Source organism: Streptomyces sp. LZ34 (assembly GCF_053890475.1).
In genome coordinates, this window is sequence record NZ_CM132680.1 from 10018502 (window position 1) to 10035508 (window position 17007).

A 17007-nucleotide genomic window follows, 5' to 3' on the forward strand; every position below is an offset into this window, starting at 1 on the left:
GTTCCTGGCAGACCGGGCTCATTGCACTCCGAGTTCCTTGTCGATGAAGTCGAGGACCTGGTCGGTCGTGGCGGCTTCGAGCCGCTCGGCCGCGGTGCCGCCGTTCGGGCTCGGAGCGTGCGCCGCCTTCCACGCGGCCAGCAGCGACTCCAGACGTGCCGTCACCGCGCCGGGGTCGGCCCCTCCGCCGTTCACACCGCCGTTCACACCGGACGCGGTGAGCGCCGTCAGGCTCTCCTCGAGGCCCGTCAGCCGGCTGAGCACGGGCGCGTAGACGTCCGGCGCCGTCGTTGCCCCCTCTTCGGGGGCCAGCTGGGTGCGCAGATGCTCGGCCAGCGCCCCGGGCTCCGGGTAGTCGAAGATGACCGTGGCGGGCAGCCGCAGCCCGGTGGCGGCGGTGACGCGGTTGCGCAGCTCGACGGCGGTCAGCGAGTCGAACCCGAGCTCCTTGAACGCCGCGTCGGCCGGTACGGCTTCGGGGTCGGCGTGCCCGAGCACGGTGGCGGCGTGCCTGCGTACCAGATCGGTGAGCAGGCGCCGCTGTTCGGCCGGGGCGAGAGCGCCCAACCGGGCCGCCCAGTCCGCGGGCTCTTCGGCGGCCGCCGCGGTCGGCCGCGCCGTTCCGCCGCCGGAGCGGGCGCCCGCCGCCTGGGCGTCCGCCGCCAGGGCGCGCAGCGGCGCGGGCAGGGCCGCGACGGGCTGCGCGGCCAGTGCCCGGGTGTCCAGGTTCAGCGCGAGCAGCGCCGGCCGCCCGTGCCCGAGCGCCGCGTCGAACAGGTCCTGTCCCTGCTCGGTGCCGGTCGGGACGATGCCCTGCCGGGCGATCCGCGCCACGTCGGCCTCGGTCAGCCCTCCGGTGAGCCCACTCGCGGTTGACCACAGGCCCCAGCTCACCGACACGCCCGGCAGGCCCTCGGCGTGCCGCCGCTCGACCAGGGCGTCGCAGTACGCGTTGGCGGCCGCGTAATTGGCCTGCCCCGGGGTGCCGAGGGTGGACGCGAACGACGAGAACAGCACGAACATGCCCAGCGGCAGCCCAGCGGTCGCGTGGTGCAGATGGGCCGCCGCCGCGGCCTTGGCGGACCAGACCTCCGCCATGTGCTCCTCGCCTTGCGAGGGCAGCATCGCGTCGGCCACCACGCCCGCCGCGTGCACGACGCCGGTGAGCGGATGCGCCGGGTCGACGCCCGCGATCGCCTCGCCCAGGGCGGCGGGGTCCCCGACGTCCACCGCGGCCACCCGCACCCGCGCGCCCAACTCGGTCAGCCGGGCCGTCAGCTCCTCGGCGCCCGGGGCTTCCGGGCCGCGCCGGCTGAGCAGCAGCAGATGCCGTACCCCGCCCGAGCGCACCAGGTGTTCGGCGATCAGGCCGCCGAGGGTGCCGGTGCCGCCCGTGATCAGCACCGTGCCGTCCGGGTCCGGCGCGGGATCCACGTCCAGCACCAGCTTCCCGGTGTGCCGGGCCTGGCTGAGCTGCCGCAGCGCCTGCCTGGCCTGGCCGAGCCGCCACCCGGTGACGGGCAGGGGCGTGAACCCGCCGTCGGCGAACCGCTCGCCCAGGGCGGCCAGCAGCTGCCCGAGGCGCTCCGGGCCGGCGTCCGCGATCAGGTCGAACGCCTGGTACGCCACGGAGTGCTCGCGCGCGACCTGATCCGGATCGCGTACGTCCGTCTTGCCCATCTCGATCAGCCGCCCGCCGGGCGCGAGAAGCCGCAGCGAGGCGTCCGTGAACTCCCCGGCCAGGCTGTTGAGGACGACATCGACGCCCCGGCCGCCGGTCGCCGACGAGAACGCCGCCTCGAACCCCAGATCCCGCGAGGACGCCCGGTGGGCCGCGTCCACGCCCATGCCCTCCAGCACCGGGTGCTTCGCCGGGCTCGCCGTCGCGAACACCTCCGCGCCCAGGTGCCGGGCGACCTGGACGGCGGCCATGCCCACGCCACCGGCCGCACCGTGGATCAGAACGGTCTCGCCGGAGCGCAGCCCGCCCAGCTCCACCAGGCCGTACCACGCGGTCAGGAAGGCCACCGGGGCCGCCGCGGCATCCCGGAAACTCCAGCCGTGCGGCACCGGGGCGACCGTCCGGGCGTCGGCCACCGCCACCGGGCCGAACGCGTCGTCGAACAGGCCCATCACGCGGTCGCCGACGGCGACCTGGGTCACCCCCTCGGACACCTCCAGCACGACCCCGGCGCCCTCGCTGCCGATCGACGCCGCGGCGTCCGGGTACATGTCCAGGGCGATCAGCGCATCGCGGAAGTTGAGGCCGGCGGCGCGTACGGCGATCCGCACCTGGCCGGGCGCGAGGGGAGCGGAGGCCCGGGGGCTGGGCACCGCTGTGAGATCGTCGGGGCCGGTCCCGCCGGCCACCACGCGCCAGGCCCGCTCACCCGGTGGGGCCGTCAGCTCCCGCTCGGTGTCCACCCGGGCCATCCGGGGCACCAACGCGCGCCCGCCACGCAGCGCGAGCTGCGGCTCGTCCGTCCGTATCGCCTCCCGCAACACCGCCGGAAGCTCAGCGTCGGTGTCGGCGTCGGCATCGGTGTCGATCAGGAGGAAACGCCCCGGCTGTTCCGTCTGGGCGCTGCGCACCAACCCCCACACCGCGGCGGCCGCGGGGTCCACCCGCTCCTGGTCGCCGTCCCCGGCCCGTACCGCCGACCGGGTGACCAGGGCGAGCCGCGCGCCCTCGGCCCCGCTCCCGGCCAGCCACTGCTGAGCCAGCGTCAGCGTCCGGCGCGCGGCCGCCAAGCCGGTGTCCGCCTCCGCTGGGTCCTGGCCCGTCCGCACCGGGGCGACGACGACCTCCGGTGCGGGGGCGCCGCCGTCCACGGCGCGCAACAGCGCGTCGAGATCGGCGTAACGATCGGCACCGGCCAGGTCCGGGGCGTCGTCGCCCAACACCGCGAGCCTCGCGGGCGCCGTCGCGGACGCCGTCCCGCCCGCCGGGGCGGACAGCGGCGGCACCCACTCGACGGCGAACAGCCCGTGCGGCCCGCGCACCCGGCTCGACGCGCGCAGCTGCTGGGCGCCCGTCTCGCGGAGCGCGACCGCGTCCGCGGTCAGTACGGGGGCACCCGTGGCGTCGGCCAGCACCACCCGCAGCCCCTCCGGCCGCGGCGACAGCCGGACCCTGAGCCGGGTGGCGCCCCCCGCCCACAGCCGCACCCCGCTCCAGGTGAACGGGAGCAGCACCGTCCCGAGCGCCGCGTCCGCGTCCGGCGCGGTGGCGAGCTGACCGGCCAGCAGTACGGGCTGCATCGCCGCGTCGAGCAGGGCGGGATGGATACCGAAGCCACTCGCCTGCTCCGCCGCCTCGTCGGGCAGCACCACCTCCGCCAGCGTGTCCTCGCCGTCGTGCCACACGTTCGCGAGGCCCCGGAAGAACGCGCCGTAGCCGTAACCCGCCGCCTCGGCCCGCTCGTAGAACCCCTCCATCGCCGCGGGCCGCGCCCCCGGCGGCGGCCACGCCCCGCCCAGGCCGGGCGGCGGGACCGGCCCGGCCGCGTCGGGGAGGAGTGTGCCCGCGACATGGCAGACCCAGGTGTCCGGCGCGCCGGAGTCCTCTTCGGGCCGGGAGCAGACCCGCACCGGACGGCGTCCGTCGCCCTCGGCGGCGTCCACGACCACCTGGATCACCAGCCCGCCCGACGCGGGAAGCACCAGCGGGACCTGGAGCGCCAGTTCCTCGACCCCGCCGCAGCCGGCCTCGTCGGCCGCCCGCAGCACCCACTCGACCAGCACCGCGCCGGGCAGCAACGGCAGGTCGGCGACCAGGTGTTCGGCCAGCCAGCCGCCCCGCGCCGCCTCCGGCAGCCGCCCGGTGAGCACCAGACCGCCGTCGGCCAGGCGCACGGCCACCGGGAGCAGCGCGTGTCCGACCGCGGTGAGTCCGGCGCCCGCGACATCGCCAGGACCGGACCCGCCGCCGGCCGGCAGCCAGTACCGCTCCCGCTGGAAGGCGTACCCCGGCAGCGGCACCGCCGTGGGCGCCGGCTCATCGGCGTACCAGCTCGCCCAGTCGACCGCCACGCCCGCGACATGCGCCTCGGCCAGCGCCCGGCACAGCCTCTCGGGGCCGCCCTCGTCCCGGCGGAGCGTGCCGATCGCCACGGCCGGGGCGTCCGCCGCCTCGAAGCACTCCTGTAGGCCGAGCAACAGCACGGGATGCGCGCTGACCTCGATGAACACCCGGTACTCGTCGGCGAGCAGCGCCTGGACCGCCTCGGCGAACCGCACCGGCTGCCGCAGGTTGGTGAACCAGTAGCCGGAGTCGAGACCGGAGACGTCCATACGGGCGCCGGTCACGGTCGAGTAGAAGGCGGTGTCCGAGGCGGCGCCGGACACCCCGGCGAGCACCTCGGCCAGCTCGTCGGCGATGCCGTCCACCTGCGGGCCGTGCGAGGCGTAGTCCACGTCGATCGCGCGGGCCCGCAGCCCGTCGGCGCGGGCGGCGGCCACGAGCTTCTCGACCTGCTCGGGCGGCCCGGACACCACCGTGGACGACGGGCCGTTCACCGCCGCGACCGCCACGTCCGGCGCGTGTGCGGCGGTCAGCACCTCGGTCTCCTCGACGCCGCAGCCCAGCGAGGCCATGGCGCCGTGCCCGGCCAGCGCCCGCAGCGCCCGCGCCCGCAGCGCCACCACGCGGGCGCCGTCCTCCAGCGTCATCGCGCCCGCGACACACGCCGCCGCGATCTCGCCCTGCGAGTGGCCCACCACGGCGGCCGGTCGCACGCCGTGCGCCTCCCACACCGCGGCCAGCGACACCATCATCGCCCACAGCACCGGCTGCACCACATCGACCCGGCCGATGTCGGCCGCGCCCTCCGCGCCGCGCAGCACATCGGTCAGCGACCAGTCGACATGCGCGGCCAGGGCCTGTTCGCACGCGGCGACGCGCGCCGCGAAGGCGGGGGAGGAGTCCAGCAGTTCCACGCCCATGCCGAGCCACTGCGACCCCTGCCCGGGGAACACCATGACCGGGCCCGCGCCCACGTCCGCCGCCACCCCGCGGACCACCGCGGGGCCCGGCTCGTCGGCCGCCAGCCCTTCGAGCGAGGCGAGGAGGTCCGACCGGTCCCGGCCCACCACGACGGCCCGGTGCTCGAACGCCGAGCGGCGCGTCGCGAGCGACCAGCCCACGTCGGCCGCGCCACCGGCCACGCCACCGGCCGCCCCGGCCGCCCCGGCCGCCACGTCCGCCACGTCCGCCGCCAGGAAGGCGCCGAGCCGCGCGGCCTGGTCCCGCAGCGCCGCCTCGGTGCGCCCCGAGACGGGCCAGGGCACCACGCCGTGGAACACCCGGCCTTCGGCCGTGTCGCCGGGACCCCGCTGAGCACCCTTCTGATCACGGGTGTCCGGGGCCTGTTCGAGGATCACATGCGCATTGGTGCCGGAGACGCCGAACGACGACACCGCCGCCCGGCGCGGCCTCTCGGTCTCCGGCCAGTCGTGCGGGTCCGTCAGCAGCCGCACCGTGCCGGCGCTCCAGTCCACGTGACGGGTCGGCTCGTCGATGTGCAGGGTCCTGGCCAACTTGCCGTCCCGCAGCGCCATCACGGTGTTGATCGCGCCCGCGACCCCGGCCGCCGCGTGCGTATGGCCGATGTTCGACTTGATCGAGCCGAGGAACAGCGGCCGGTCCGCCGGGCGGTCCGCCCCGTACGTGGCGATCAGCGCCTCCGCCTCGATGGGGTCGCCCAGCCGGGTGCCCGTCCCGTGCGCCTCGACCATGTCCACGTCCGTGCCGGACAGGCCCGCCCTCGCCAACGCGTCCCGGATCACGTTCTCCTGGGCGACGTCGTTGGGCGCGGTCAGCCCGTTGCTCGCGCCGTCCTGGTTGATGGCCGAGCCCCGCAGGACGGCCAGGACCTCGTGCCCGTTGCGCCGCGCGTCGGACAGCCGCTCCAGCAGCAGGAGGCCGGCCCCCTCGGAGAAGCCGGTGCCGTCCGCGGCGGCGGCGAACGGCTTGCACCGGGCGTCCGGTGTCAGCGCCCGCTGCCGGCAGAACTCGGTGAACATCAGCGGCGTGGACAGCACCGTGACGCCGCCCGCCAGCGCGAGGGAGCACTCGCCCTGCCGCAGGGCCTGCCCCGCCAGATGGATGGCCACCATCGACGACGAGCACGCGGTGTCCACGGTGACCGCGGGCCCCTCGAAGCCGAAGGTGTATGCGACGCGGCCGGAGATGACGCTGGTGAGGCTGCCCGTGGTGGCGTAGCCCTCGAAGCCCTCCGGGATGTGCGGCAGGCCGGAGATGTAGTCCTCGCTGGACACCCCCACGTACACGCCGGTCCGGCTGGCACGCAGCGCGCCGGGCACCACCCCGGCGGACTCCAGCGCCTCCCACGACAGCTCGAGGAGCAGCCGCTGCTGCGGGTCCATCGCCAGCGCCTCGCGCGGGCTGATCCCGAAGAACCCCGCGTCGAACCGGTCGACGTCGTAGAGGAAGCCGCCCTGGCTCACATAGCTGGTGCCGAAGTGCGCCGGGTCCGGGTGGAAGAGGCTGCCCAGGTCCCAGCCGCGGTCGGTGGGGAACTCGCCGATCGCGTCGCCACCCGACAGGACGAGGTGGCGCAGGTCTTCGGGGGACCGTACCCCGCCGGGGAAACGGCAGGCCATGCCGACCACCGCGACCGGCTCCTGCTCACCCTCCTCCAGCTCCCGCAGCCGGGTCCTGGCGTCATGCAACTCGGTGGTCACCCGGCGCAGGTACTCGACCAGTTTCTCCTCGCTGACCATGTCGTCACCTGCCTTCAGTTGGAGGGGCGCGGACGCGCCTCGGAGAGCACGCCCAGCTCGTTGTCGATGAAGTCGAGGATTTCGTCGGCCGTGGCCGACGCGAGCTTGTCCGCCGCGTCGACCGCCGTGCCGTTGCCGTTGCTGTTGTTCGTGGTGTTCTTCGCGGTGTTGCCTGCGTTACTTGTGTTGTCTGTGTTGTCTGTGTTGCCGGGAGCGAGCTGCTGCTCGATGCGGTGGGCCAGCGCCTCCGGCGTCGGGTGCCGGAAGATGACGGCGGCGGGCAGCCGTACTCCGCCGGCCGCCACCAGCCGGTCGCGCAGCTCGACGGCGGTCACCGAGTCGAAGCCCAGCTCCTTGAACGAGGCGTCGGCCCGTACGGCCTTGGGGTCGGGCTGCCCGAGCACGGCGGCGGCGTGATCGCGCACCAGCTCCAGGACGGCGCGGCGCCGTTCGGCGGGCCCGAGGCCGGCCAGCCGGCTCGCCCAGTCGGTGGTCCGGCCCGGCGCGGCGGCGGCGACCGGCCGGGCCGGCGCCCGGCCGCCCGCGCCCGCGGCCAGCGCGCGCAGCGCGGCCGGCAGCTCGTGGGCCGGGTGGGCGGTCAAAGCTCGGGTACGGATGTCGGCCGCCACCAGCTGCGGGCGGTCGGCGCGGCAGGCGGCGCGCAGCAGCGCGAGCCCCCGGTCCGCGCCGAGGACCCCGGTCCAGCCCCCGCCGGAATCGGCACCGGAGACGCCACCGGCGGCAGCCCAGGGCCCGAACGCCACCCCCAGGCCGGGCAGTCCGGCCCGGCGCCGTACGTCCATGACGGCGTCACAGAACGCACCGGCCGCGGCCCTTTCGGGGGTCACCGGGCCGTCCCAGGCCGCGGCGGCGTCGGCCAGGGTCACGAACCGGACGGACGGCAGTCCGGCGGTGGCGTGGTGCAACGCCCACACCGCACCGGCCGCCGCGGCCCACCCCCGTGCCGCGCCCCCCGGCTGAGAGCCGTCGGAGGGCTCGATGTGCACGGACTCGATGCCCACGGGCTCGATGTCGGCGGACAGCCCCGCGACGTGGACGACGCCGGTCAGCGGATGGGCCGGATCGACCTGCGCCACCACCCGTTCCAGCGCGGCGGTGTCGCGAGGATCGACCGTGACCACGCGCACCCGCGCACCCCACTGTTCCTCACCGCTCCCGCCGCTCTCGTTGTCTCGTGTGTCGTGCGTGTCTTGCGTGTCGTATGCGCCGTCAGTGCCGCCGAAGCGGACCAGCAGCAGGTGCCGGACGCCCTCGGCGCGCACCAGGTGCTCGGCGACCGCACCGGCGAGCGGGCTTCCGGCGTCCGTGACGAGGACCGTGCCCTCCGGGCCGAACGCCCCGCCGCCCGGCGCGGCCGCGGAACGCGCCAGGCGTGGCGCGAGCAGCGTGTCGCCGCGCAGCGCGACCCTCGGCTCGCCGACCCACGTCGCTCGCGCCACGGCCGCCAGACCCGCCTCCGTGCCGAGGTCGGTGTCCGTGTCCACATCGAGGAGGACGAAGCGGCCGGGGTGTTCCGCCTGGACACCACTGGCATAGCCCCAGGCCGCCGCCGCGGCCGTGTCCATCGGCTCGCCCTCGGCACCGCCCGCCGCGACCGCACCCCGGGTGAGCAGCGCGAGACGGCTGCCCGCCAGCCGCGGCTCGGCACTCCAGGCGCGCAGCGCCGCCGCGACGCCTCGTACGGCGGACAGGGCGGCGTCCTCCGGCGCGGCGCCGGCGCCGGCGTCGGCGCCGGCGGTCGATGGTCGCCACACCACCACGGAGGGCGCGGGCGCACCCGTGTCCAGGGCGGCCAGCAGCGCCGGGAGGTCCGCGTAGGTGTCCCGGCACCGGTCCGCGCCCGACCCCGCGGGCGCCTCGCCCAGCACGGCCACGCGCTCGGCGTCGTCCTCGGCGCCGGACGGCTCCCGGGGCGCCACCGGCGTCCAGTCGAGGGCGAAGAGGCCACCCGCCGCGGCCCCGCTCGCCTCGCGCACCTGCCGTACGGTGCGCGGGCGCAGCACCACCGACGCGACGCTCAGCACGGGAGCCCCGGTCGGGTCGGACACCTCGATCCGCAGCTCCCGTTCGTCCGCGGCCTCCCCGCCGTCCCCGCCCTCTCCGGCCTCTCCGGCGTATGCGTCCGGCGGCGACAGCCGGACCCGCGCGGCGCGCGCCCCGGTCGCCCACAGACGGACCCCGCTCCAGGCGAACGGCAGCCACAAGCGGGCTTCCGTTCCCTCCCCCTCATCGTCCGGCCCGGCCAGCAGCGCGGGCTGCAACGCGGCATCCAGCAGGACCGGGTGAAGGCCGAACCCGGCCGCACCGTCGCCGTCTTCACCGTCGTCACCGGCCTCCTCGGGCAGCACCACGTCGGCGACCAGGTCGGCGCCGTCCCGCCACAGCGCCGCCACTCCCCGCAGCGCGGGCCCGTAGCCGTAGCCGCGCCGCTCGGCCCGCTCGTACAGCCCGGCCGGCTCCAGCGCCTCGGCGCCCGCCGGCGGCCAGGGGACGACCGGCGTCCCGGTGTCCGCCGGAGCGGGCGGGCCGCCCGGGACCAGCGTCCCCACCGCGTGACACGTCCACCCGTCGCCCGCACCGGCGGCGGCGGGTCGGGAGGAGATCCGTATCTCCCGGCGGCCCGACTCATCGGGCGCCGCGACCGCGACCTGTGCCAGCACACCCCCGACCGCGCCGGACGGCCCGGACAGCTCCAGTGGTGCGCGCAGCAGCAGTTCCTCCAGCGACGCCCCGCCCGCCTCGTCGGCGGCCAGCAGCGCCCAGTCCACCAGGACCGCGCCGGGCACGAGTTGGACGCCCGCCACCGTGTGCGCGCCCAGCCAGGCCGTGTCGCCGGGCAGTCGGCCGTTCAGCACCAGGCCGCCGTCGGCCAGTTCGACCGCCGAGGACAGCAGGGCGTGCCCGGCCGGCCGGGTTCCGGCTCCGGACGCGCGCCCCTCGCGGCGGCCCTGGTCCGGCGTCAGCCAGTACCGCCGCCGCTGGAACGGATACGTGGGCAGCTCGACCGTACGCGGCCGGTGGCCCTCGCCGTCGGCGAACCAGCGGCTCCAGTCGACCGCGAGCCCCGCCGCGAAGCCGTCCCCCAGCGCACGCGCCACCTGATCCGGGCCGCCCTGGTCCCGGCGCAGCGTCGGCACGGTGGCCGCCGCCACATCGGTCTCCTCGAAGCACTCCCGGAGCGCCGGGATCAGCACCGGGTGGGGGCTGACCTCGATGAACACGCGGTATCCGTCGGCCAGCAGGGTGTCGATCGCCGACGCGAACCGGACCGGCTGCCGCAGATTGGTGAACCAGTAGTCGGCGTCCAGCTCCTCCGTCGCCTGCCGGGCGCCGGTGACGGCGGAGTAGAACACCGTGCCCGAGGCACCGGGGGCGAGGTCCGCCAGATCGGCGCGGATCGTGTCGGCGATCCGGTCCACCTGCGGGCCGTGCGAGGCGTAGTCCACGTCGATGGCGCGGGCCCGGTGGCCGGCCGCCTCACACGCCGCCACCACCGCGGCGACCTGGTCGGTCGGCCCCGACACCACCGTGGAGAACGGCCCGTTGAACACCGCCACCGTCACCCGCTCGGCCGCCGCGCCCAGGTCCGCGAGGAAGCGCTCGGCCTCCTCGCCGCTCAGCGCGAGCGAGGCCATGGTGCCGTGCCCGGCGAGGGCACGCAGGGCCCGGGAGCGCAGCGCCACGACCCTGGCGCCGTCCCGGAGCGACAGGCCCCCGGCGACGCACGCGGCGGCGATCTCGCCCTGTGAGTGTCCGACGACCGCGGTGGGCGCCACGCCGTAGCTCTCCCAGACGGCGGCGAGCGACACCATCACCGCCCACAGGCACGGCTGGAGGACATCGACCCGGGAGGGCTCAGGCGCACCCGACGCACCACGCAGCACGGCGGTGAGCGACCAGTCGACGAACTCGCCGAGCGCCGCCTCGCACGCGGCGATACGCGCCGCGAAGACGGGGGAGGAGTCCAGCAGTTCCACGCCCATGCCGCGCCACTGCGACCCCTGCCCGGGGAACACCATGACCGGGCCGGGAGCGGCCCCCGCCGAGACCGCCGCGGGCGTCGGGCCGTCCCCCACCGCGCGCAGCCCGGACAGCAGTTCGTCCCAGCCCGTACCGCTGACCACGGCTCGGTGCCGGTCCGCCGACCGGGTGGTGGCCAGCGACCACCCCACGTCCGCCGGGGAGGGCGGGGCGCCGGTGGCGACCCACTCGGCCAGGCGCCCGGCCTGGGCGCGCAGCGCCTCGCCGGTACGGGCCGACAGCACCCAGGGCACCACGCCGCCCGCGGAAGCGGACTCTGGTTCGGGTTGGTCGGGTGCCTGTTCGAGGATGAGGTGGGCGTTGGTGCCGGAGATGCCGAAGGAGGAGACGCCGGCGCGGCGGGGCCGGTCGGCCTCGGGCCAGTCGGCGGCCTCGGTGAGGAGCCTGACCGTGCCGTCGGACCAGTCGATGTGCGGGCTGGGGGCATCGATGTGGAGGCTGGCCGGGAGGCGGCCGTGGCGCAGGGCCATCACCATCTTGATGACCCCCGCGACGCCGGCGGCGGCCTGGGTGTGGCCGATGTTCGACTTGATCGAGCCCAGCCACAGGGGTTGCTCGGCGAGGCGGTGCCCGCCGTAGGTGGCCAGGAGGGCCTGGGCCTCGATGGGGTCGCCCAGCGTCGTGCCCGTGCCGTGGGCCTCGACCGCGTCCACGTCCGCGGGGTCGAGGCGGGCGTTGGCCAGGGCCTGGCGGATGACGCGCTGCTGGGAGGGGCCGTTGGGGGCGGACAGGCCGTTGCTCGCGCCGTCCTGGTTGACCGCCGAGCCGCGGATCACGGCGAGCACCTGGTGGCCGTTGCGGCGGGCGTCGGAGAGGCGTTCGAGCAGGACGAGCCCAGCGCCCTCGCTCCATCCGGTGCCGTCGGCGGCGGCCGCGAACGGCTTGCACCGGCCGTCCGCCGCCAGGCCGCGCTGCCGGGAGAAGGAGGTGAACATGCCCGGCGTGGCCATCACCGTCACGCCGCCCGCGAGCGCCAGGTCGCACTCGCCCTGCCGCAGGGCCTGCGCGGCCAGGTGCATCGACACCAGCGACGACGAACACGCCGTGTCCACCGTGAGCGCCGGCCCCTCCAGGCCGAGGGTGTAGGCCACCCGGCCGGACGCCACGCTCGGTGTGCCACCGGTCAGCAGGTGTCCGTCGAGCTCGGCGGTGGCCTCGTGCAGCCTCGGCCCGTAGTCCACCGCCGTCGCGCCCACGAAGACGCCGGTCGCGCTGCCGGCCAGTGAGGCCGGGGGGATGCCGGCCCGTTCCAGGAGCTCCCAGGAGAGTTCGAGCAGAATGCGCTGCTGCGGATCCATGGCCAGCGCCTCGCGCGGGCTGATCCCGAAGAACTCCGCGTCGAAGTCCGCCGCGTCGTACAGAAAGCCGCCCCGGCCCGTCGCGCTGCCGCCGCTCCCGTCCGGTGCCCGGCCGAACAGCTCCGCCAGATCCCAGCCCCGGTCGCCGGGGAACTCGCCCACGGCGTCGACGCCTTCGTCCACCAGGCGCCACAGCGCCTCGCCCGAGTCGACCCCGCCGGGGTAGCGACAGCTGACGGCCACCACGGCGATGGGGTCATCGGCCGTGGCCGCCCCGACCGCCGCCGCCGGGGCGGCGGTCGGCTGCCCCTCGTGCGCCGCGCGCAGCCACGCCGCCACAGCGTTCGGCGTCGGGTGGTCGAAGGTGAGGGTGGCGGGCAGTTCGGTGTCCGTGGCCGCGCCGAGGCGTTCGCTCAGCTCCGTCGCGGCCAGCGAGTCGAAGCCGAGCTGTTTGAAGGTCAGGGCGGGGTCGATGCCGTCGGGGCTGTCGTGTCCCAGGACGAGGGCGGCCTGGGTACGGACGAGCGCCAGCAGCTCGCCCGGGGAGGCCGCGCGATCGACCGGCGGAGCGGCACCGGCTGGTGACGCGGTACGAGTTGGCGGCTCGACCGGGGACGTCAGGGGCCGGGCCGGCCGCCGGTCGTCCAGGCCGTCGGGCCAGTGGCGTTCGCGCTGGAAGGCGTACGTCGGCAGGGGCACCCGCCGGGTCTCGTGGCCCGCGAAGGCGGCCGCCCAGTCGACGGCGACGCCCCGTACATGCGCCTGGGCCATCGCCGACACGAAGCTGTGCGCCTCCGGCCGGTCGCGGCGCTGCACCGCGACCGCCACCGGACGAGACGCGTCGGCCGCCCACGCCGCGACACTCTCCCGCGCCATGCCCGTCAACGAGGCGTCGGGGCCTAGCTCGAGGAAGGTGTCGACCCCCGCTTCGCACAGCTGCCGCACACCGGCGTCGAACCGTACGGCCTGCCGCGCGTGGTCGGCCCAGTAGTCGGGCGAGCGCAGCTGGGCCTCGGTGGCCGGGCCGCCGGTCACATTGGATACGACGGGGATGGCGGGCGCGGCGAACGTCAGCCCGGCCGCGACCGCGCGCAGCTCCCCGAGGATGCCGTCCAGGTGCGGGGAGTGGAACGCGTGGCTGACCTTCAGCACGGTGGCCTTGCGGCCCCGGGCCCGCCAGGCGGCGGTCGCCTCCGCCACGGCCTCTCGGTCACCGGAGATCACCACGGAGGCGGGGGCGTTGACGGCCGCGAGGCCCACCCGTCCGCCGTGCGCCTCCAGCGCCTGACCGGCCTCCTCGGCGGTGGCCTGCCAGGCGGCCATCGCCCCGGGAGCGGTGATGGACTGCATGAGGCGGCCCCGGGCCGCCACCAGCGTGCAGGCGTCGGACAGCGACAGCACCCCGGCCACATGCGCGGCCGAGATCTCGCCGACCGAGTGGCCGATCAGGTGGTCGGGGGTGAGGCCCCACGACGTCACCAGGCGGTAGAGGGCCACTTCGAGGGCGAACAGCGCGGGCTGGGTGTATGCCGTCCGGTTCAGCGCCGGCTCGCCTTCCGGCGGGGCCTCGGCGAACATGACGTCCAGCAGCGGGGTGTCGAGCAAGGGGTCGAGGTGCCCGCACACCTCGCGCAGCGCGTCGGCGAAGACCGGGTACGCCGCGTACAGCTCGCGGCCCATGCCGGGGCGCTGGCTGCCCTGGCCGCTGAACAGGAACGCGACCCGGCCCGCGCCCGCGCGGCCACGGATCACCCCCGTCGTCTCCGTTCCGGCGGCCAGGGCGTCGAGGCGGACGGGCAGTTCGCCGCCGTCCGTGCCCACGTCTGTGCCCACGTCCGTGCCCACGTCTGTGCCCAGGACGACGGCTCGGTGGGGGAACGCCGTCCGGGTCGTGGCGAGGGCGCGGCCGACGTCCACCGGGTGGAGCCCGGGGTGTGCGCGCAGATGTTCGCGCAGCGCGGCGGCCTGAGCCGCCAGCGCCTTGGGGCTCGCCGCCGAGACGACCCAGGGCGTGACCGGCGGGGCGGTGCGCGCGGACATGTCCCCGGGCGGCGCCGGCCGGTCCGCAGGCGTGGCCGGGGCGGGCGGTTCGGCCAGCACGACATGGCAGTTGGTGCCGCCCATGCCGAAGGAGCTGACCCCGGCCGTGAGCCGCCGCCGCTCGTCCGGCCAGGGCTCGAACGCGGTCTGTACGCGCAGGCCGAGCTCGGCCAGCGGGATGCCGGGGTTCGGGGTGGCGAAGTTGAGGCTCGGCGGGAGCCGCCGGTGGTGGATGCTCAGGGCCGTCTTCAGCAGGCCCGCGATGCCGGCGGCGGCCTCCAGGTGGCCCACGTTGGTCTTGACCGAGCCGACCCGCAGGGGGGTGAACCGCTGCTGGACCGGGTGGTGCCCGTCGAGCGCGGCGCCGAGGGCGGCGGCCTCGACCGGGTCGCCGACCGGCGTTCCGGTGCCGTGGAGTTCGACGTACTGGAGGTCGGCGGGCGCCACCGCGGCCCGCTGCCACGCCTGCCGCACCACATCCGTCTGGGCCTCGGCGCTCGGCCGTGTCAGGCCGTCGGTGGCGCCGTCGTTGTTGACCGCGCTGCCCTCGATCACGCAGTACACCGGGTCGCCGTCGCCGACGGCCGCGGCCAGCGGTTTGAGCAGCACTATCCCGCCGCCTTCGCCGCGTACGAAGCCGTTGGCGCGCGCGTCGAAGGTGTAGCACCGGCCGTCCGGCGAGAGCCCCTGGAACTGGGCCTCGGCCATCCGCATGCTCTCCTCGGCCAGGATCAGGTTCACGCCGCCCGCGAGCGCCAGGTCGGCCTCCCCCCGGCGCAGGCTCTCGCACGCCAGGTGCACGGCGACGAGCCCGGAGGACTGCGCCGCGTCCACCGTGAGGCTCGGGCCGCGCAGGCCCAGGCGGTGGGATATCCGGTTGGCGATGAGGCCGCGGTGCAGCCCCGCCATCGTGTGCCGGGTGATGGCGATGTCGTTGGGTCGGTGCCGGTGGAGGAGCGTGGCGTAGTCGTCCCAGATCGCGCCGGTGAACACCGCGGTCCGGCTCTCCGCCAGGGTCTCGGCGCCGAGCCCCGCGTCCTCCATGGCCTCCCAGGCCAGTTCGAGCATCAGCCGCTGCTGCGGGTCCATCGCCGTGGCCTCGCGTGGCGAGATGCCGAAGAATCCCGCGTCGAAGGTGTCGACGTGCTCCAGAAGTCCGGCGAAGTACGGCGGGGAGCCGGGCTGGGCGGGCAGACGGTCGTCCGGGACGGGGACGACGGCATTCTCGCCCGCGCTCAGCAGGCGCCAGAACGCCTCGGGATCGGGCGCACCGGGCAGCCGGCAGGCCAGCCCCACGATCGCGACGGGAGACGTCGCCTGCTGCGCACGGCTCGGGCTGCTCCCGGCCATGACACCCCCATACCTGAATCGCAAAACCGCTGGTTATGGCTTACGAGATGCCCCGAACAGCGCTCATTCTCCGAATGTTTTCTAAAGTTGATCTAACCGAAAATGTCTAGGGGACGCCTTGTATACGTCGGGCGAAACTTGCACCGATGATCCTTTGGGTCGGACCGGTGACTTGCGGGGGGCCGTCACCGAAACAGCAGGGTACGGTGACGGTCACCGGTCGATGAATCATCCTATGTGCCCATTTGGTTGTGGGTCTTTTGACCCTCACACTGGCACGCTCTGCACGGTTAGGATGCGTCGATGTTGCCTTCTCTGCGATCACTGCTGCTGGTTGTTCGCCCATCGGAGGGAACCGCAGTCCGTGGTGCCGGGCGCCGTTCGGCACCATGAGTCAGCGCAGCCGCCGATCGCAGAGCGCGTCGTCGATCTCCATAGCCAGAAGACCACCTCCCACCTGACCGAAAATCTCACTGGGGGCAATGTTGCAGCCATGTGAAATGCGCGGAGGCGGCTGCGTTCTGGCTAAGCTGTGGATGGCGTGGGTAGGCATCGACGCTGAGGTCTGAAGCGCGACCATAAGAGGCTTCAAAAATCGGGGTGAATTTTTCGAATGCTGGCTGAATTCGATCGCAATGGAGAGCCCTCCTGGTCCGACAAGACGCTGACGACGGGGGGAGTTCGCGTATCATGAGGTACGAGATACTGGGCCCGTTGCGCGTGGTTGACGGATCTTCGGTTACCTCAATCAGCGCCAGGAAGATCGAGGTGCTGCTGGCGGCATTACTGGTGCGGGCCGACGAAGTGGTGAGCAGCGAAGATCTCGTGAAGGAGATCTGGGGCACCCGGGCACCGCGGCAGGCCGTGGCGGCGCTCCACGTCTATGTGTCCCAACTCCGCAAGTTCCTCAGGCGCCCCAACCGCACCGAGAGCCCCATCGTGACCGCTCGCAGCGGGTATGTGCTGCGTCTCGGCGCGGACGAGCTGGACTTCCAGGTCTCCCAGGACCTGGTGCGCCAGGGACGGACCGCACAGCGGGCCGGGCGCACCCATGAGGCCTGCGAGGCGTACGAAGAGGGTCTCGACCTCTGGCGCGGCCCGGTTCTCGAGGACCTGCGCGACGGGGCGATCGTCAACGGCTTCGTGTGCTGGGCCGAGCAGGCCCGGCTGGAATGCGTCGAATCGTTTGTGGACGCCGGCCTGGAACTCGGCCGCCACCGTGAATTCGTCAGCTACCTCTATGCTCGGATAGAGGAACTTCCGCTGAACGAGGCGTTCTACCGACAGCTCATGCTGGCGCTCTACCGCTCGGGCTGCAGGGCCGACGCCCTGAGTGTCTACCAGTCGGCGCGGACCGTACTGAGCGAAGAACTCGGGCTCGAACCGTCCGCCGCTCTCAAACGGCTGCATCACGCCGTGCTCGTCGACGCCCCGGAACTCGAAGCCGCATAGCCGACTCCCGCACGCACCGCCAACTCATCACGTAACCAGGATTCCCGGAAGAGGGGGGTAA

At 74.9% G+C, this 17007-nt stretch carries 3 protein-coding genes; 1 reads left to right on the top strand and 2 read right to left on the bottom strand.

Annotated features, from left to right (window positions below; all coding sequences use genetic code 11):
* Window positions 1–18: 18 nt before the first annotated feature.
* Together ACWY4P_RS42915 and ACWY4P_RS42920 are read right to left on the bottom strand one after the other, a co-directional pair.
* Window positions 19–6762, bottom strand: a complete 6744-nt coding sequence (locus tag ACWY4P_RS42915; protein ID WP_456213253.1) for an SDR family NAD(P)-dependent oxidoreductase — start codon at window positions 6760–6762, stop codon at window positions 19–21.
* Complete coding sequence (locus tag ACWY4P_RS42920) at window positions 6759–15494, bottom strand: type I polyketide synthase (protein WP_456206244.1); 8736 nt, start codon at window positions 15492–15494, stop codon at window positions 6759–6761. Before ACWY4P_RS42920 ends, ACWY4P_RS42915 begins: the two co-directional genes overlap by 4 nt.
* A gap of 690 nt (window positions 15495–16184) precedes the next feature.
* On the opposite strand from ACWY4P_RS42920, the gene ACWY4P_RS42925 reads away from it, so the two are divergent.
* Entirely contained in the window at window positions 16185–16946 is a 762-nt protein-coding gene (locus ACWY4P_RS42925; RefSeq protein WP_456206245.1) for an AfsR/SARP family transcriptional regulator, read from the top strand.
* Window positions 16947–17007: the final 61 nt, after the last annotated feature.

Excerpts from the sequence above, each read along its gene's own strand:
- ACWY4P_RS42920 (WP_456206244.1), bottom strand. The coding sequence starts at position 15,494 with ATGGCCGGGAGCAGCCCGAGCCGTGCGCAGCAGGCGACGTCTCCCGTC.
- ACWY4P_RS42925 (WP_456206245.1), top strand. The coding sequence starts at position 16,185 with ATGAGGTACGAGATACTGGGCCCGTTGCGCGTGGTTGACGGATCTTCG.